General features: G+C 71.0%; 13 protein-coding genes and 2 pseudogenes. 6 read left to right on the top strand and 9 right to left on the bottom strand.

What is annotated here, in order from left to right; translation table 11 throughout:
- Positions 1-7: 7 nt before the first annotated feature.
- From ACZZ0J_RS04425 to aroA, 3 genes are all read right to left on the bottom strand, one after another.
- On the bottom strand, positions 8-1012 hold the full coding sequence (locus ACZZ0J_RS04425; protein ID WP_463435078.1) for a hypothetical protein: 1005 nt from the start codon (positions 1010-1012) through the stop codon (positions 8-10).
- Between the two features lie 429 nt (positions 1013-1441).
- Positions 1442-2539 carry a ribosome small subunit-dependent GTPase A gene (gene rsgA / locus ACZZ0J_RS04420; RefSeq protein WP_463435076.1) on the bottom strand — a complete coding sequence of 366 codons (1098 nt, stop codon included), beginning with the start codon at positions 2537-2539 and terminating at the stop codon, positions 1442-1444.
- Between the two features lie 3 nt (positions 2540-2542).
- Positions 2543-3922, bottom strand: coding sequence for a 3-phosphoshikimate 1-carboxyvinyltransferase (gene aroA / locus ACZZ0J_RS04415; protein ID WP_463435074.1), 1380 nt, complete (start codon positions 3920-3922; stop codon positions 2543-2545).
- Positions 3923-4033: 111 nt separating this feature from the next.
- Between aroA and ACZZ0J_RS04410 the strand changes: the two genes are divergently transcribed.
- The 3 genes from ACZZ0J_RS04410 to ACZZ0J_RS04400 are packed head-to-tail and all read left to right on the top strand — an operon-like array spanning position 4034 to position 5526.
- Positions 4034-4795 (top strand): sigma-70 family RNA polymerase sigma factor, encoded by a 762-nt coding sequence (locus tag ACZZ0J_RS04410; protein ID WP_111086427.1) that lies wholly within the window; start codon positions 4034-4036, stop codon positions 4793-4795.
- On the top strand, positions 4792-5034 hold the full coding sequence (locus ACZZ0J_RS04405; RefSeq protein WP_111086426.1) for a zf-HC2 domain-containing protein: 243 nt from the start codon (positions 4792-4794) through the stop codon (positions 5032-5034). The genes ACZZ0J_RS04410 and ACZZ0J_RS04405 overlap by 4 nt, the downstream gene beginning before the upstream one ends.
- Positions 5035-5085: 51 nt before the next feature.
- Positions 5086-5526: a GNAT family N-acetyltransferase gene (locus ACZZ0J_RS04400; protein WP_123294768.1), complete on the top strand. Its 441-nt coding sequence runs from the start codon at positions 5086-5088 to the stop codon at positions 5524-5526.
- A 32-nt stretch (positions 5527-5558) separates the two neighbouring features.
- Here the strand turns inward: ACZZ0J_RS04400 and ACZZ0J_RS04395 are convergent.
- Positions 5559-9304 (bottom strand): annotated as a pseudogene (locus ACZZ0J_RS04395) (multifunctional oxoglutarate decarboxylase/oxoglutarate dehydrogenase thiamine pyrophosphate-binding subunit/dihydrolipoyllysine-residue succinyltransferase subunit).
- Between the two features lie 165 nt (positions 9305-9469).
- Here ACZZ0J_RS04395 and guaB1 point away from each other — a divergent pair.
- On the top strand, positions 9470-10909 hold the full coding sequence (gene guaB1 / locus ACZZ0J_RS04390) for a GMP reductase (RefSeq protein WP_463435069.1): 1440 nt from the start codon (positions 9470-9472) through the stop codon (positions 10907-10909).
- Positions 10910-11061: 152 nt separating this feature from the next.
- Here the strand turns inward: guaB1 and ACZZ0J_RS04385 are convergent, their stop codons facing one another.
- The 4 genes from ACZZ0J_RS04385 to ACZZ0J_RS04370 all read right to left on the bottom strand — a co-directional run bounded on the left by ACZZ0J_RS04385 (position 11062) and on the right by ACZZ0J_RS04370 (position 15361).
- Complete coding sequence (locus tag ACZZ0J_RS04385; RefSeq protein WP_111086420.1) at positions 11062-12099, bottom strand: hemolysin family protein; 1038 nt, start codon at positions 12097-12099, stop codon at positions 11062-11064.
- The gene (locus ACZZ0J_RS04380; RefSeq protein WP_123671645.1) at positions 12096-13478 is read right to left on the bottom strand and encodes a hemolysin family protein; all 1383 of its coding nucleotides are present in this window, start codon (positions 13476-13478) and stop codon (positions 12096-12098) included. Before ACZZ0J_RS04380 ends, ACZZ0J_RS04385 begins: the two co-directional genes overlap by 4 nt.
- Before the next feature lie 157 nt (positions 13479-13635).
- Positions 13636-14718, bottom strand: a complete 1083-nt coding sequence (locus tag ACZZ0J_RS04375) for an NADH:flavin oxidoreductase/NADH oxidase (RefSeq protein ID WP_194647922.1) — start codon at positions 14716-14718, stop codon at positions 13636-13638.
- A gap of 10 nt (positions 14719-14728) precedes the next feature.
- A complete protein-coding gene (locus ACZZ0J_RS04370) occupies positions 14729-15361 on the bottom strand; it encodes an HAD family hydrolase (RefSeq protein ID WP_463435066.1) in 633 nt (210 codons plus the stop codon).
- Between the two features lie 65 nt (positions 15362-15426).
- Here ACZZ0J_RS04370 and ACZZ0J_RS04365 point away from each other — a divergent pair.
- Both ACZZ0J_RS04365 and ACZZ0J_RS04360 read left to right on the top strand, forming a co-directional pair.
- Positions 15427-15789 (top strand): annotated as a pseudogene (locus ACZZ0J_RS04365) (NAD(P)H-hydrate dehydratase); the annotation flags it as partial.
- Between the two features lie 35 nt (positions 15790-15824).
- Positions 15825-16541 (top strand): NAD(P)H-hydrate dehydratase, encoded by a 717-nt coding sequence (locus ACZZ0J_RS04360; protein ID WP_463435064.1) that lies wholly within the window; start codon positions 15825-15827, stop codon positions 16539-16541.
- A gap of 142 nt (positions 16542-16683) precedes the next feature.
- Here the strand turns inward: ACZZ0J_RS04360 and ACZZ0J_RS04355 are convergent, their stop codons facing one another.
- On the bottom strand, positions 16684-17394 hold the full coding sequence (locus ACZZ0J_RS04355; RefSeq protein ID WP_323749153.1) for a YceI family protein: 711 nt from the start codon (positions 17392-17394) through the stop codon (positions 16684-16686).
- Between the last annotated feature and the right edge of the window lie 13 nt (positions 17395-17407).

The following is a 17407-nucleotide window of genomic DNA, read 5'->3' as shown; positions in this document are numbered from 1 at the left end:
AGCGGGGCTACGCGGCGACGACCTCTTCCTCTTCGAGCCGGGTGACCTCACGCTCGCGGGCGATGCGGGTGCGGCGGGCGACGAGACCGTGCACGACCACGCAGAGCAGGACGGCTGCGGCGAGCCAGAGCGCGAGCACCAGGGACGACCGGCCGAGCGAGGCGTCCGGGAAGTACTGCAGGTCCTGTGCCGCCTGCAGCCACGCGGCGCCGCTCCAGAAGGAGTGGAGTGCCGAGAAGAACCCGGGCACGAACGACGCCTGGAAGATGCCGCCGGACGACGTGAAGTTGAGCATCACGAACAGCATCGTGAGCACGGGCGTCGTCCACCGCCCGAGGACCGGGTGCAGGCCGACGCCGATCGCGACGATGATCGCGTCGTACAGCCAGGCGAACAGGAACACCTGCCAGTGGTGCGTGGTGATGACGCCGTAGATCGGGCCGGCGACGATGATGCCGATGCCGGCGACGACCCCGGCGGTGGCGAGGCCGACCACCGCGGTCCACACCGCGCGGAGCTTCGTCGCGACGGACGCCACGGCGATGGCCGAGGCGTAGCCGCCGACGCTCAGGGCGACGAGCAGGAAGAACAGCCCCTGCCCGGTGCTGTCCTGCTCGCCCGTGGGGACGACGTCGACGACCCGGAACGGCACGTGCTGTTCGTAGGCGATCGGCAGGAAGACCTTCTGCGCGGCGCTCGCGGTCGTCTCCGATGCCGCGGTCGACACGTAGAGCGTCGCGCCCGCGGTGGTCGGGGCGTACACGGCGGCCAGGTCGCGGTCGCGGATCTGCCGCTCGGCGTCCTTGGTCGACGCGACGACGTGGGCGACGAGGGCGCCGTCGGACTCGTCGGTGACGGTCTGCGCGAACACCTGGGTGGCGGCGGCCTGCCCGACGATGCCGACCGGCAGTTCCTTCGGCGCGGGGGCGTGGAAGGCACCGAGGTACGCCAGGCCCATCCCGGCGGCGAGGAACAGCGGCACGAGGATGTGCGTGGCGAAGGTCAGGAGCACCCGTCCGAGGCCGGCCGGGCGCAGGACGCTGTCGGTGCGCTGCGGTCGCGGTGCTCGTGAGGACTTGTGGGTGGGGGAGTGGTGCGCGTGCGACGTCGTTGTCGTGCTCGGAGGACGGGGCGTCGACGGCGGGGGTCGGCGCAAAGTTGTACTTTGCAACTTCAGACACGAGGGTTCACTGTACAACACCGCTGCACACTTGTCGACGCGTGTTGGGTGGGGTGCGGTCGGGCCGGGCACGGTGGGACGAGGTGCCACGTCCGAGCGCCCTCCGCCGAGGTTCCACGACATGCCGCACGCGGTTCGCCGAGGTTCCACGAACGGCCCGATCTGCCGCCGAGATGCGCAGATTTCGGAACCTCGACGGGCGCAACGGGTCCGACCGGGTCCGACGGGGTCCGGGGCGCGGGCGCGGCGCGGCGCGGCGGGCTACTCGAGGCCGGGGTCGGAGGCGCCCATGCCCGTCAGGAGCGCGCGGAACGAGTCGAGCCGTTCGACGCCGGTGGCACCGAGCTCGCCGTCCTGCACCCGGTCGACGATCTCCCAGTCGTGCGCCTGCGCCAGGGGGATGCCGTCCCGAGCGGGGCGCACCGGGATCGCGTGCGAGGCGAACGCGCGGAACACGTTCGCGGGGTCGACGTGCCCGAGGCCGAACGACCGCACGCCCGGGGTGTCGATGATCCACCCGCCGTCACGGACCCGCAGCGCGATCGACGACGACGAGGTGTGCCGCCCACGACCAGTCACCGAGTTGACGACGCCGATCGCCCGCGTCGACCCGGTCAGGGCGTTCACGAGCGTCGACTTGCCGACCCCGGAGTGCCCCACGGTCACGGTGACCTTGTCGTCGAGCAGGTCGTGCAGCGCCTCGAACGGGACGTCGTCGGACCGGCTCGTCACGATCCGGAGGTCCAGGCAGGCGAAGTGCGCCAGGAACGGTGCCGGGTCGGCGAGGTCGGTCTTCGTGATGCAGAGGATCGGGTCGAGCCCCGCGTCGAACGCGGCGACCAGGTACCGGTCGATGAGCCGGGTGCGGGGCTCGGGGTCGGCGGCCGCCACGACGATGAGCATCTGGTCGGCGTTCGCCACGATGACCCGCTCGACCTCGTCGGAGTCGTCGGCACTGCGGCGGAGCAGCGTGGTGCGCTCGGCGACCTTCACGATGCGCGCCAGCGACCCGGGGTCACCGGAGACGTCGCCGACGAGCGACACGTGGTCGCCGGTGACGACCGACTTCTTGCCGAGCTCGCGCGCCTTCGTCGCCGTGATGACGTGCTCGGCATCGGCATCGGCATCGGCATCGGCATCGGAATCGGAGCCGGACCCCGTCGCCACCAGCACGCCGAACCGCCCACGGTCGACGTTCGTGACCCACCCCACGGGCGCGTCGTCGTACGTCGGCCGGGTCTTCGTGCGGGGCCGGTTGCCCTTCGGGTTCGGACGCACCCGCACGCTCGACTCGTCGTACTGTCCGTACGGTTCGTCCGCGTCGGAGTCGTCACCGTCGACGTCGTCCCACCAGCTCATGCGTCAGGCCCCCGCGTCCCCGGTCGAGACCAACGCCGCCCACAGCTCGGGGAACTGCGGCAGCGTCTTGGCCGTGCACCCGATGTCGTCGACGGCGACGCCGTCGACGACGAGGCCCACGACGGCGCCAGCGGTCGCCATCCGGTGGTCGTCGTACGCGGCCCAGTCGCCGCCGTGGAGCGCGGCAGGCTCGATGCGCAGGCCGTCGTCGAGTTCGTGCACCGAGCCTCCCGACCGGTTCACGTCCGCTGCGAGCGCGGCGAGACGATCCGTCTCGTGCCCACGCAGGTGGCCGATCCCGGTGATCTCGGTCGGCCCGTCGGCCAGCGCGGCCAGCGCGACGAGCGCCGGTGCGAGCTCGCCGCCGCGGCTGAGGTCCAGGTCGAGACCCGGCAAGGAGGCCCCACCCCGGATCCCCACGCCGCCGTCGACGACCAGGTCGTCGCCGTCTCGGGCCACGCTCGCGCCCCACAGGGGCAGGAGCGTCTCGAGGTCGGCGCCGACCTGCGTGGTCTCGCGCGGCCAGGTGCGGATGCGGACGGTGCCACCCGCGACGAGCGCGGCGACCGCGAACGGCGCGGCGTTCGACAGGTCGGGCTCGATGGTGACGTCGCGCGCGGCGATCGGACCGGGGTGGACGACCCACTCGCCGACCGCGGGTTCGTCGACGGTCACGCCGCGGGCACGGAGCGCGGCGACGGTCATCTCGATGTGCGGCAGGCTCGGCAGGCGCTCCCCGACGTGGGTGAGGTGCAGGCCCTCGTCGAAGCGCGGCGCGGAGAGCAGCAGGCCCGACACGAACTGCGACGAGGCCGACGCGTCGATCGACAGGGTGCCACCGCGAACCGACCCGGTGCCGGTGAACGCGAACGGCATCGAGCCGTTGCCGTCGTCGGTGACGTCGACGCCCAGGTCGACGAGCGCCCCGATGATCGCGTGCATCGGACGCTTGCGGGCGTAGGGGTCGCCGTCGACGACGACCGGGCCGACCGCCAGGGCGGCCAGCGGCGGCAGGAACCGCATCACGGTGCCGGCGAGGCCGCAGTCGACGCGAACACCGCCGTGCATCGGTGCCGGGGTGATCCGGAGGTCCGGGCCGTAGGGGTTCGGCTGTGCACCAGGTGCCGGCTCGACCTCGTCGATCCCGACGCCGAGCTGCCGGAGCGCCGCGATCATGAGCGCCGAGTCGCGCGAGTGCAGCGGCAGGCGGATGACGGAGGGGCCGTCGGCGAGGGCGGCGAGCACGAGCTCGCGGTTCGTCAGCGACTTCGAGCCGGGCAGCGCGACGTCGCCGCGCAGGGGACCGCGCGCGAGCGGGGCGATCCAGGGGGCCGGGTCCGCGGCGGCCTGTGCACCGCTGTGGGAATGCGTCGTGTCTGCCATCGGTTCACAAGACTACTGAAACGATCGGGAGGACCCTTGGCGACAGCACTCGCACCCTCGCGGACGCGCCTGCCCGGCGTGTCCACGTCGCTCGCTCTAGACTGGCCCGCGATGACGACCGACGAGCCGCAGGCAGCACCGCACGACCTGGTCGAGGAGACCGAGGAGCAGCTCGACGCGGTCGAAGCGGAGGAAGAAGCGTCGTTCGTCGACGCGAAAACCGTGCCGGCCGACGAGCTCCGGGCCCTCTTCGAGACCCAGGCACTGCCCTTCATGGACCAGCTCTACGGCGCGGCGATGCGGATGACCCGCAACCCGGCCGACGCCTCGGACCTGGTGCAGGAGACCTTCGTCAAGGCGTTCGCCGCGTTCCGCCAGTTCAAGCAGGGCACGAACCTGAAGGCCTGGCTGTACCGGATCCTGACGAACACGTTCATCAACACCTACCGCAAGAACCAGCGGAACCCGTACCAGGGCACCATCGACGAGCTCGAAGACTGGCAGCTCGGCGGCGCCGAGAGCGTCACCCAGTCGATCTCCGCACGGTCCGCCGAGGCCGACGCGATCGACCACCTGCCGTCGTCCGCCGTCAAGGACGCCCTGCAGGCCATCCCCGAGGACTTCCGGATGGCCGTGTACTTCGCCGATGTCGAGGGCTTCTCGTACCAGGAGATCGCCGACATCATGAAGACCCCCGTGGGGACGGTCATGAGCCGTCTGCACCGTGGTCGCCGGCTCCTCCGGGGGCTCCTGGCGGACCACGCCCGTGAGACCGGCATCGTCCCGGACGCAGCGTCGACGGCGACGATGCGCGGACGAGGCCGGAAGACTGCCGCGACCGAGGGTCGCGTCGATGGGAAGGAAGCACGATGAGCGGCTGCGACTGCTCCAAGGCGAAGGCCGAGCTCGAGGAGTTCCTGCACGGGGAGCTCTGCCGCGAGGACGCGGCGGACATCCGTGAGCACATGGACGACTGCGAGGACTGCACGACCGAACACCGCGTCGGCGTCGTCCTGATCGAGACCGTGCGCCGCGCGTGCAAGGAGACCGCTCCGGAAGAACTGCGTGGCGAGATCCTCGCGCGCATCCGGCTGGAGCAGTCGACCCACTGAGGTCCTCGGCTCCGTCGTCACACGGCGGGTCGGGTCGGTAGTGTCACGGACATGACCCTCCTCGTCGAGTCGATCACCACCTGGTCCGACACGGACGTCTCCGACGTCGCTGCCCTCGTCCGCCTGCTCGGCCACGAGGTCGACGACGCGGCGATGCGCGCACGCCTCGAACGGCTCACGCCCGAAGCCGGACACCGCACCTGGGTGGTCCGTGGCGACGATGGCCGCGCGGTCGCCGTCGCCGGCGCGCAGGTCACCTGGGCGTACGCGAGCGACGAGCCGACGGCGCAGCTGCTGCTGCTGGTGGTCGACGACACGGCCAGGAGGCTCGGCACCGGTTCCGCGCTCATCGGCACCTTCGAAGCGTGGGCGGTCGAGCAGGGCGCGCGTCGCCTGAGCGCCGTCAGTGCGGCCGCCACGGACAGCGCGCACCGGTTCTACCAGAAGCGCGGGTACCACGACGCGGGTGTGCGCTACACGAAGATCGCGTAGCGCACACCCGCGTCGGGGTCCAGGCCGAGTGCCTAGCCGAGGGCTCTTTCGATGACCTCGGTGGCTTCCTGTGCGGAACGCTTCGACGACCCGGTGGCCGGCGCGGCGCTCGCGGCACGGGCGGCGACCGACAGCGGCCGACCGTCGAGGTGCGGCGACAGGTTCATGCAGACGAACGGCCAGGCGCCCTGGTTCTCCGGCTCCTCCTGCGCCCACACGACGTCGGCGTCCGGGTAGCCCGCGAGCACCTCGAGGATGCGCTCGAGGGGAGCGGTGCGAGCTGCTCGAGACGGACGAGGGCGACGTCGGTGACCCCGCGCTTGTCCACCTCGGCGCGCAGGTCGTGGTGCACCTTGCCGGAGTGCAGCACCACGCGACGGACCGCCGCCTTGTCAGCCACGCGTTCGTCGTCGATCACTTCCTCGAACGTGCCGTTCGTGAAGGCCTCGACCGCGCTCGTCGCCTGGCGCAGGCGGAGCATCGCCTTCGGGGAGAACACGATCAACGGCTTCTGCGGACGCTCCCACGCCTGACGACGCAGCAGGTGGAAGTACGACGCCGGGGTCGACGGACGGGCGACGACCATGTTGTCCTCGGCGCACAGCTGCAGGTAGCGCTCGATGCGGGCGGACGAGTGGTCGGGTCCCTGGCCCTCGTAGCCGTGCGGCAGCAGCAGGACGAGGCCGGAGCGCTGCCCCCACTTCTGCTCGGCGGACGAGATGAACTCGTCGATGACGGTCTGGGCGCCGTTCGCGAAGTCGCCGAACTGCGCCTCCCACAGCACGAGTGCCTCGGGCCGCTCGACCGAGTAGCCGTACTCGAACGCCATCGCCGCGTACTCGCTGAGCAGCGAGTCGTAGATGGTGAACCGGGCCTGGTCCTCGGTGAGGTTCGACAGCGGCAGCCACTCCTGGCCGTTCGACCGGTCGTGGAACACCGCCTGGCGCTGGACGAAGGTGCCGCGGCGGGCATCCTGGCCGGCGAACCGGACGGGCTTGCCCTCCACCAGCAGCGAACCGATCGCCATGAGCTCGGCCATCGCCCAGTCCACACCGCCGTTGCGCGTCATGTCGGTTCGCTTCGAGAGCAACTGCTGCAGCTTCGGGTGGATCGAGAAGCCGGCGGGCGGGTTGCTGTGCGCATCACCGATGGAGCGGACGAGCTCTTCGGACACTGCGGTCTCGCGGACCTCGACCTCGGAGTCGTCCTGCTGCGCCGCCGGGCGTTCGAGCCCCTGCACGGCACCGTCGTCGTCGACCTGGATCACCGGGATGGTGCCGGTCTGCGCCTCGTGCGTCTCGGCGAAGGCACGCTCCAGGCGGTCCTGGAAGTCGCGGTGCGCCTCGTCGTACTCTTCCTGCGTGATGTCGCCGCGACCGACGAGGGCCTCGGTGTACAGCGTGCGGACGGACCGCTTCGCCTCGATCAGGTTGTACATGAGCGGCTGGGTCATCGAGGGGTCGTCGCCCTCGTTGTGCCCGCGGCGGCGGTAGCAGATGAGGTCGATGACGACGTCGCGGTGGAACGCCTCGCGGTACGCGAACGCCAGGTCGGCGACGCGTGCGACGGCCTCGGGGTCGTCGCCGTTCACGTGGAAGATCGGCGCCTGGATCGTCTTCGCGACGTCGGTGGAGTACACCGAGCTGCGCGCCGATTCGGGCGGGGTGGTGAACCCGACCTGGTTGTTGATGACCAGGTGCACGGTGCCGCCCGTGCGGTAGCCACGGAGCTGCGACATCTGCAGCGTCTCGACGACCACGCCCTGGCCGGCCATCGCCGCGTCGCCGTGCACGAGCACCGGCAGGACGTTCGTCGAACCGGGGCCCTGCTTGTCCTGCTTGGCGCGGACGATGCCCTCGAGCACGCCGTCGACGGCTTCGAGGTGGGACGGGTTCGCCGCGATCGTCACGGGGATGCTCGAGCCGTCCGACGTGCGGAACAGCCCCTCGGTGCCGACGTGGTACTTGACGTCGCCGGAGCCCTGACCGGACACCGAGCCCGGCAGGGACGAGCCCTCGAACTCACGGAAGATCTGGCCGTAGGTCTTGCCGGCGATGTTCGTCAGGACGTTCAGGCGACCGCGGTGGGCCATGCCGATCGCGACCTCGGCCAGGCCGACACCGGCGGCGTGCTGGATGAGCGTGTCGAGGAAGGCGATGGTGGATTCGCCGCCCTCGAGCGAGAAGCGCTTCTGCCCGACGTACTTGGTCTGCAGGAAGGTCTCGAAGGCCTCGGCCTCGTTGAGCTTGCCGAGGACGCGGAGCTGCTCATCCTTCGACGGCTTCGAGTACGGGACCTCGATGCGTTCCTGCACCCAGCGGCGCTGTTCCGGGTCCTGGATGTGCATGTACTCGATGCCGACGGTGCGGCAGTAGGCGTCGCGCAGGATCCCGAGGACGTCGCGCAGCGGAGCACTCGTCGTGCCGGCCAGCCCGCCGGTGACGAACTCGCGGTCGAGGTCCCAGAACGTCAGTCCGTGGCTCTCGATCTCGAGGTCGGGGTGCGTGCGCTGGCGGTACTCGAGCGGGTCGATGTCGGCCATCAGGTGCCCGCGGACGCGGTAGCTGTTGATGAGCTCCTGCACGCGGGCGGTCTTGTTGACGCGGTGCGCCAGGTCGACGTTGATGTCGTTCGCCCACTGGATCGGCTTGTACGGGATCCGGAGCGCCGCGAAGATGCCGTCGTAGAAGCCGTGCTCGCCGATGAGGCGTTCGTGCACGTGCTTGAGGTACTCGCCGGAACCGGCGCCCTGGATCACCCGGTGGTCGTAGGTGCTCGTGAGGGTGATGGTCTTGCCGATGCCGAGCTCGACCAGGGTCTTCGACGCCGAGCCCTGGAACTGCGCCGGGTACTCGAGGGCTCCGGCGCCGATGATCGCGCCCTGCCCCTTGGTCAGGCGGGGGACCGAGTGCACGGTGCCGATGCCGCCCGGGTTCGTGAGCGAGATCGTGGTGCCCTGGAAGTCGGCCGGCGTCAGCTTGTTGTCGCGGGCCCGCTTGACCAGGTCTTCGTAGGCCGACAGGAACTGGCCGAAGGTCAGGGTCTCCGCACGCTTGATGCTCGGCACGAGGAGCGACCGGGTGCCGTCCTTCTTCGGGACGTCGATCGCGATGCCGAGGCCCACGTGCGCCGGGGCGACGACGAACGGCTTGCCGTCGCGCTCCTCGTAGAACACGTTCTGGCTCGGGAAGTCCTTGAGCGCCTGCACCATCGCCCACCCGATGAGGTGGGTGAAGGAGATCTTGCCGCCGCGGGCACGGCGCAGGTGGTTGTTGATGACGATCCGGTTGTCGATCATCAGCTTCGCCGGGATCGTCCGGACGCTCGTGGCCGTCGGGACGGTCAGCGAGGCGTCCATGTTCGACGCCAGGGTCTTCGCCATGCCCCGAAGCGGGGTCGCCACGTCCTCGTGGGTCTCCTCGTGGTCGTCGGCGGCGTCGTTGGCCTCGGCCGGGATCGGCGGCGGGGTCGGCTGGCGCGACGTGGTCTTCGCCTGGATCGGACCACCCTGCGCTGCCGCCTGCTGCTGCTGCTGCGGGGCCGGCGCGTCACCGGTCGCGGGCTGCTGCGTGGTCGACTGCGCGGGCGTCGAGGACTGCTGGTCAGCTGCCGGAGCGCCGCCGACCTGCGTGCGGTGGTAGCTCTCGAGGACCGGCCACCAGGACTTGTCGACCGACTCCTTGTCCGCGACGAACTGCTCGTAGAGCTCGTCGACGAGCCACTCGTTCGCCCCGAATTCGCCCGCGGTCTCGTCCGTTCCGGTCAGATGGCTCGACACAGCCGATCGCCCACTCTCCGTCGATAGATGCTCGTGTGTGTCGTGCGGCGCAACCCTGCCCCGCACAGGTGCCAGCCTAGCCGCTCGCACATGTCCGTTCGGTGTCAGCCGCGGCGCGAGTCGGGGCCCGGTCCGGCCTCCGGGCGGAGCCGTACAGTGGGGCCCATGAGGTTCTACGAGACGCGGCCGACACACGACCTGACCTACTCCGACGTCTTCCTCGTCCCGAGCCGATCCGGCGTGACGAGCCGCTTCGACGTCGACCTCGCGTCGAACGACGGCAGCGGTGCGACGATCCCGATCGTGAGCGCCAACATGAACTCGGTCACGGGTCCGCGTCTCGCCGCGACCCTGGCCCGGCGCGAGGGCCTCGGCGTCCTGCCGCAGGACATGCACCTGCAGGACCTCGACGCCGCGATCCGCTGGGTGAAGGACCAGCCGGTCGACTACGACACCGCCTACGACATGGGCTCGTCCACCACCGTCGCCGAGGCGCTCGAGCAGCTGCTGCCCGTCGCCGGTCGGGGCGTGGTGGTCCGCGACGCCGCCGGGGAGTACCTCGGGTGCGTCCCCGCCAGCCGGCTCGGCGACGCCGGTCCCGACGCGACGCTCGGCGACCTGCTGCACGGCGCCTCGACCGCGATCGACGCCGAGGACGCCGGCACACCCCGCCACGTCTACGACGTGCTGAGCGGCGCCGAGGTCGACTTCGCGCCCGTCGTGCGGCACGGCAAGGTCGTCGGCACCACGAGCCGGACCAGTGCCATCCGCTCGGACATCTACACGCCGGCCGTCGACGCGTCGGGTCGTCTGCGCGTCGCGGCCGCGATCGGCATCAACGGCGACGTCGCCGCCAAGGCGCAGGCCCTCGCCGCCGCCGGGGTCGACGTCCTCGTGCTCGACACGGCGCACGGACACCAGGAGGGCATGCTCCGCGCGCTCCGCACCGTCGCGGGGCTCCGGCTCGGCATCCCGCTCGTCGCCGGCAACGTCGTCACCGCCGACGCCGTGGCCCACCTCGTCGACGCGGGCGCGGACATCATCAAGGTCGGTGTCGGACCCGGCGCCATGTGCACGACGCGCATGATGACCGCCGTCGGCCGGCCGCAGTTCTCCGCCGTCCTCGAGACCGCGGCGGCGGCGCGGTCCCTCGGCGCGCACGTGTGGGCCGACGGCGGGGTCCGCTACCCGCGCGACGTCGCCCTCGCACTGGCTGCCGGCGCCTCGGCCGTTATGATCGGCTCGTGGTTCGCCGGCACCCTCGAAGCGCCGGGCGTGCTCCGTCGCGACGCCGCCGGCAAGGCCTACAAGGAGAGCTGGGGGATGGCGTCCGCCAAGGCCGTCCGCGAGCGCTTCGAGCGGCTCGACCCGTACGAGCGGGCCCGCAAGGAGCTCTTCGCCGAGGGGATCTCGTCGTCGACGATCTACCTCGACCCGGAGCGCCCGAGCGTCGAGGACCTGCTCGACATGATCACCACGGGCGTCCGGAGCTCCGCCACCTACGCGGGCGCCGCGTCGCTGGCCGAGTTCTCCGAGCGCGCCCTGGTCGGCATCCAGTCCGCCGCCGGTTACGAAGAGGGCAAGCCGCTCCCCGTCAGCTGGTAGCGCGCCGGTGGGCGCGGCCCTGGTCGCGACCACGAACGGACGGGAGGCACGTGGCGGTGTTGCCCCGGGCCTCCCGTCCGCCATCGCGAAAGCGACAGATCCCTGCGGAACGTTCGCGGGAATCTGTCGCTTTGGCGGAGCTGGCGGTGCGGCTACCGGCGCCGGGTCGCGTCCTCGACCTCGCCGACGAGCTCCTCGAGGATGTCCTCGAGGAAGAGCACACCGAGGGTCCGGCCGTCGGCGTCGAACGCCCGCGCGACGTGGCGGCCCGCAGCCCGCATGGTGGCCAGGGCGTCCTCCAGGTCCATCTCCGTGTAGAGCGAGATGAGCTGGCGGATGCGCTTCGGCGGCACCGGGTCGTCGAACTCGTCCGGCCGCAGGTCGATGACGTCCTTCACGTGCACGTAGCCCGTGGGGGAGCCGTCCTCGCCGACGAGCACGTACCGCGAGAACCCGCGCTGCGCCACCGCACGCTCGACGTCCGCCGGGGTGGCGTCCTCGGGCAGGGTGACGAGCTCGGCCATCGGCACGGCGACGTCGCGCACCTTCTTCTCGGTGAACTCGAACGCCAGGGCGAGCTTGCCGTCGTCGGTCAGGGTGCCCTCGCGGCGGGACTGCTCCACGATGGTCTGCACCTCTTCCACCGTGAAGGCGCTGACGGCTTCGTCCTTGGGCTCGACGCGGAACAGGCGCAGCACGGCGTTCGCGACCTCGTTCAGGCCGACGATGACCCAGTGCAGGCCGTGGCCGATGTACCAGAGCGTCGGCACGAGCAACAGCGCAGCGCGGTCCGGCATCGAGAACGAGATGTTCTTCGGGACCATCTCGCCGAACACCACGTGCAGGAACGAGACGAGCAGCAGCGTGATCACGAACGCCACGGTGCCGATGACCTCGACGCTCCAGCCCGTCAGGTGCAGCGGGACCTCGAGCAGGTGGTGGATCGCCGGCTCGGAGACGTTCAGGATGAGCAGCGAGCAGACCGTGATGCCGAGTTGCGTGGTCGCGAGCATGCGGGTGGCGTGCTCCATCGCCCACAGGGTCATCTGCGCGGCCTTCGAGCCTTCTTCTGCGCGCGGTTCGATCTGGGAGCGGCGGGCGGAGATGACGGCGAACTCGGCGGCGACGAAGTACGCGTTGCCGAGCAGGAGCACGAAGAGCCAGAAGATGCCCCACCAGTCGGAGCTCATCGGGTACTGCCCTTCGTGGCGGTCTTGGTGCCGGTCTTCGTGGCGGGGATGATGATGGCGGTCGCCGCGGTGTCCGTCGGTGGGGGCGTCGGGGTCCAGCGGATGCGGTCGATCCGACGGCCGTCCAGGCGTTCGACCCGGAACACGCCACCGTCGAGCGGGACCTCGTCACCGACCACGGGCAGGCGGCCGAGCGTCGACATGAGGAAGCCGCCGACGGTCTCGTACGGGCCGTCCTCCGGCACCTTCACGCCGGCGCGGTCCTCGAGCTCGTCGGGGCGCAGCAGACCGGGGAAGGTCAGCCAGTCGCGGGAGCGGACCACGTCGATGCGCGCGCGGTCGTGCTCGTCGGAGACCTCGCCGACGATCTCCTCGATGAGGTCCTCGAGCGTGACGACCCCGGCGGTGCCGCCGTACTCGTCGACGACGATGACCATCTGGTAGCCGCGGCCGCGGACCTCGGCGAGCAGGGTGTCGCCCGGCATCGTCTCGGGCACGCGTTCGGCGTCGGTCATGAGCGCCCCGACGGGGACCTCCGGGCGCTTCTCGCGGGGGACGGCGACGGCCTGCTTGACGTGCACGATGCCGACGACGTCGTCCGCGTCCTCCTCGATGACGGGGAAGCGGCTGAAGCCGGTCTTGCGAGCGAGGGCGATGACGTCCTGCGCGGACTCGGACACCCGGATGGTGGAGAGCCGCGGGCGTGGCGTCATGACGTCGCTGGCGCTGAGCTCCGAGAACGAGATCGTCCGCTGGAGGAGCGTCGCGGTGTCCTGCTCGAGCGACCCCTCGGACGCCGAACGGCGGAGCAGCGAGGTGAGCTCCTCGGCGCTGCGAGCACCGGACAGTTCCTCTTGCGGCTCGATGCCGATCGACCGCAGCACGGCGTTCGCGGTGCCGTTGAGCACCGCGACCGCCGGCTTGAACACGGTCGTGAAGGCGATCTGCAACGGCACGACGAGCTTCGCGGTCTGCAGCGGCAGCGCGAGCGCGAAGTTCTTCGGCACGAGTTCGCCGAGGATCATCGACAGCAGGGTCGCGATGACGAGCGCGATGATCGACCCGACGGTCTCGACGATGCCCTCTGGCAGGTTCATCGCCAGGAACGGCGCTTCGAGCAGCTTCGCGATGGACGGCTCGAGCAGGTAGCCGGTGAGCAGCGTGGTCAGCGTGATGCCGAGCTGCGCACTGGACAGGTGCGTCGAGGTGACTTTCAACGCCCCGATGACGGGTGCCAACCCCGGCTCACCGCGGTCGCGACGTGCCTCGACGTCGGCGCGGTCGAGGTTGACCAGCGCGAACTCGGACGCGACGAAGACGCCGGTGCCGAGTGTCAGCAGGATGCCGCCGACGAGCATGACGATGTCGATCGGACTCATGATTCACCCCCGTCCGCGCACGGGGATGACGTGCAGCTCACCGAGTGAGCGGCGGATGAGTGAGGCGAAGAACTATTCGGGGGATCGTCCACAGTGCTGCCAATCGTACTGCCTGCCCGAGGGGCCGACCGAGAATCCGTTCAGGAAGACCGCGCGTCTACGCCGTGACCCGCGCGCGGTGGTACTGCTGCGGCTCGTAGTCGACCGTCACGCCGAGCTCGACGGCCACGCGCAGCGGGAACCCCGGGTCGCGCAGGAACTCGCGGCCCACCATCACCACGTCGGCCTGTCCGGTCGCGACGATCTGCTCGGCCTGGAAGCCCTCGGAGATCATGCCGACCGCGATGGTGCCGATGCCGGCGTCGCGCTTGATCGCCGCGGCGTGCGGCACCTGGTAGCCGGGGCCGACCGGGATCGGCGCGCTCGCGACGTTGCCGCCGGTCGAGACGTCGGCCAGGTCCGCGCCGTGTTCCGCCGCCCACCGGGCGACCTGTGTGGTCTCGTCGAGCGTGAGCCCGCCGTCCACCCAGTCGGTCGCCGAGAACCGCACGACGATCGGGAAGCCCTCGCCGACCTCGGCACGGACGGCGTCGAGGACCTCGAGCAGCGCCCGGGCACGGTTCTCGAGCGACCCGCCGTACTGGTCGGTGCGGTGGTTGCTCAGCGGCGAGAGGAACTGGTGCAGCAGGTACCCGTGGGCGGCGTGGATCTCGACCAGGTCGAACCCGGCCTCGACGGCGCGGCGAGCGGACTGCGCGAACGCCAGTGCGACGACCCGGATGTCCTCGGTCTCCAGCTCGCGCGGGACCGCGTAGCCGTCGAAGGCCACGGCGGACGGGGCGACGGTCGACCAGCCGCCCTGGTCGGCGGGGACCGAACCGTGCTCGGACTCCCACGGACGGAACGTCGACGCCTTGCGGCCCGCGTGAGCGAGCTGGACACCGGCGGCAGCACCCTGTGCGTGCAGGAAGTCGACGATCGGCTTGAACGCGTCGCGCTGCTGGTCGTTCCAGAGCCCGAGGTCCTGCGGGCTGATCCGGCCCTCCGGCACCACGCCGGTGGCCTCGACGACCACCGCACCGGCGCCGCCCTTGGCGAAGCCGCCCAGGTGGACGAGGTGCCACGCGGTCGGCACGCCGTCCTGCTCCTCGGCCGAGTACTGGCACATCGGGGAGACCCAGATGCGGTTGCGGACCGTCAGATCGCGGATGGTGATCGGCTCGAACAGGGCGTGCGTCACGCGGGACTCCTCAGGGGACGGGCGCCGGCTCGGCCGCGAGTTCCGTCAGGAACGACCGCAGTGACGCCGACGACGTGTAGTGGTGGCCGACCGCCCCGATCGCTTCCGCGCCGGTGGCGTTCTCGGCCCTGTTGTCCACGAACACCATCTGCTGCGGCTCGATTCCCAGACGCGCGCACGTGTCGCGGTAGATGGATGCGTCGGGCTTCAGGACGTGCTCCTCGGCGCTCACCACCACCGTCTCGAACAGCGAGCCCATTGGGGAGCGTCGGTACGGGTCACCGAAGTCGAAGCCGGCGTTCGACAGCAGCGCCACCCGGGTCCCCGCGTCGTGCAGCTCCTCGACGATCGCCAGGGTCTCCGGCTCGACCTCGAACCACCCGGTGAAGTCGACGGCCCAGAACCGGTGGACGTCCGTGATGCTCCAGGTCCGCCCGACGCGCTCGCCGATCGCCCGCCAGTACGCCACGACGGACAGGTCGCCGCGGTCGAGGTCATGGCGGAGCTCCTGGTAGACGGGGAACAGCTCGTCGGCCGGCACCCCCGTCAGCTCGACGAGGGCATCGCGTGACGCGTGCGGCGTCCGGCTGATCACCTCGCCGTAGTCGAAGACCACCACGCGACCAGGCAGGAACAGGCTCATGCGCTCCACCGTAACGTGGGGCCGGTGAACGACTTCGTGCCCGTCCAGCCGTCCGATGCCGCCGCGTGGGTCACCGCGCCGACGGGGAGTCCACCAAGTACCGCCGCGGGGTGCTCGGCATCGCGACCGGCTCCGACCAGTACCCGGGTGCCGCGGTGCTCGGGGTCGACGCCGCGGTCCACACCGGCGTCGGCATGGTCCGGTACGTCGGGCCGTCGCGGGCGTCGGACCACGTCCTGGCCCGTCGCCCCGAGTCCGTCGCCGGCGTCGGTCGGGTGCAGGCCTGGCTCGTCGGCTCGGGCATCTCGGCGTCGTCGCTCGGTGACCTGGACGACACGACCGCCTCGGCCTTCACGCACGCTTCGGACGACGGCGTCCCGGTCGTGGTCGACGCGGGCGCGATCCCGCTCGTCGACCTCGGCCCCCTCGCCGTCCTGACCCCGCACGCGGGGAGCTCGCGTCGTTGCTCGGCGTCTCCCGCGAGTCGATCGAGCAGGACCCGGCCGCCGCGGCGCTCCGCGCGGCCGAGCAGACCGGCAGCGTCGTGCTGCTCAAGGGCGAGCGCACGCACGTGGTCACGCCCGACGGGTCGGTCCGGTTGGTGGCGTCGTCGGCGACGCCGTGGCTCGCCGCCGCCGGCGCCGGGGACGTGCTCGGCGGGGTGCTCGGCGCGCTCGTGGCGTCGCGGCAGGGTTCCGTCGAGGCTGCTGGTTCGTCGCTGACGCCGTCGGACCTCGCGCACCTGGCCGCGTCGGCCGCGGTGGTGCACGGGCTCGCGGCGCGGCGGGCGTCCGGCGGCGGGCCGTTCCCGATGACCGGGCTCATCGCCGAGCTGCCCGGGGTCGTGCGGGACCTGGTCGTGGACGGCGACGCGCGGGTAGCGGTCGGTGCGCGGCGACGCAGCACGACAGCGTCGACGTCGTACGACATCAGTGATGTCGCCTGTTGCGGATGCCGCGTGACGACTTCCGCGTTGTCGTGCGACGACGAGGAAGTCGTTCCTTGCGTGCGCCGGTGGTTGCACACGCGCGGTGACGACAGCATCGACGTCGTACGACATCGAGTTCGTCGTTCCTTGCGTGCGCCGGTGGTTGCGGGGCGGGGTGACGACGGCATCGACGTCGTACGACATCGAGTTCGTCGTTCCTTGCCCACGCGCATGGTTGCGGGCGCGGGGTGACGACATGGTCGACGTCGTGCGACATCGATCGTGTCGCCTGTTGCAGACGCGGGCGGGGACGGACGGGAGGCCCGGTGCCAGCTGGCACCGGGCCTCCCGTCCGCTCGTGCGCACGTCACGGGCGTGACGCGCGTCGCGGACGTCAGCTCGCGGGGGTCGCGTGCACCAGGAACTCGACCGTGCCGGAGTCGTCGACCTTCACGAAGCCGAGGCTCGGCGCCTGCACGCCGTAGTCCGAGAACGTGACCGGGATCGAGCCGGAGATGTCGACGCCGTCGCCGTTCAGGCCGACCTGCAGGTCGGCGGTGACGTCCTTCGTGACGCCGTGCAGCGTGAGCTTGCCGGCAGCGGTGACCTTCGTCGTGTCCGAACCGCTCGGGACCGCGTCGGCGATCGGCTCGGTGAGTTCGAACGTGGCCTCGGGGAAGGCGGCGGTGTCCATCGCGGAGTCGCGGAAGTAGGAGTCACGCTGGTCCGAGTCGGTGGCGATGTCGGCGACCTGCACCGTGATCGTCGCCTTCGTGATGCTCGTGCCGTCGACGGTCGCACTGCCTGAGACGCTGTCGGTGCGGCCGGTGACGGTGACGTCGGAGCCGTTCAGGACCTCGTGCAGGCGGTAGCCGGCCTCGGAGTCACCGCCGACCGTCCACGCGCCGGACAGGTCGGAGTCGTCGAGGGTGGAGGCCTCGCGGCTGGCGGCCACGGACGGTGCCGCTGACGCCTTCGCGTTCTCGTTGCTCGTGTAGACGTTCGTCGCGACGATCGCCCCGATGACGCCGAGCACGACGACGGCGGCGATGACGGAGATCCAGATGACGGCCTTGCGGCGCTTGCGCGGGGTTTCGGTGGTCACGAGCAAGACGGTG

This window comes from Curtobacterium sp. AC272, assembly GCF_979258155.1.
This window is presented reverse-complemented; position numbering and strand designations above follow the sequence as displayed.

Excerpts from the sequence above, each read along its gene's own strand:
- ACZZ0J_RS04410 (WP_111086427.1), top strand. The coding sequence starts at position 4,034 with ATGACGACCGACGAGCCGCAGGCAGCACCGCACGACCTGGTCGAGGAG.
- guaB1 (WP_463435069.1), top strand. The coding sequence starts at position 9,470 with ATGAGGTTCTACGAGACGCGGCCGACACACGACCTGACCTACTCCGAC.
- ACZZ0J_RS04405 (WP_111086426.1), top strand. The coding sequence starts at position 4,792 with ATGAGCGGCTGCGACTGCTCCAAGGCGAAGGCCGAGCTCGAGGAGTTC.
- rsgA (WP_463435076.1), bottom strand. The coding sequence starts at position 2,539 with ATGAGCTGGTGGGACGACGTCGACGGTGACGACTCCGACGCGGACGAA.
- ACZZ0J_RS04385 (WP_111086420.1), bottom strand. The coding sequence starts at position 12,099 with ATGAGCTCCGACTGGTGGGGCATCTTCTGGCTCTTCGTGCTCCTGCTC.
- aroA (WP_463435074.1), bottom strand. The coding sequence starts at position 3,922 with ATGGCAGACACGACGCATTCCCACAGCGGTGCACAGGCCGCCGCGGAC.
- ACZZ0J_RS04380 (WP_123671645.1), bottom strand. The coding sequence starts at position 13,478 with ATGAGTCCGATCGACATCGTCATGCTCGTCGGCGGCATCCTGCTGACA.
- ACZZ0J_RS04400 (WP_123294768.1), top strand. The coding sequence starts at position 5,086 with ATGACCCTCCTCGTCGAGTCGATCACCACCTGGTCCGACACGGACGTC.
- ACZZ0J_RS04370 (WP_463435066.1), bottom strand. The coding sequence starts at position 15,361 with ATGAGCCTGTTCCTGCCTGGTCGCGTGGTGGTCTTCGACTACGGCGAG.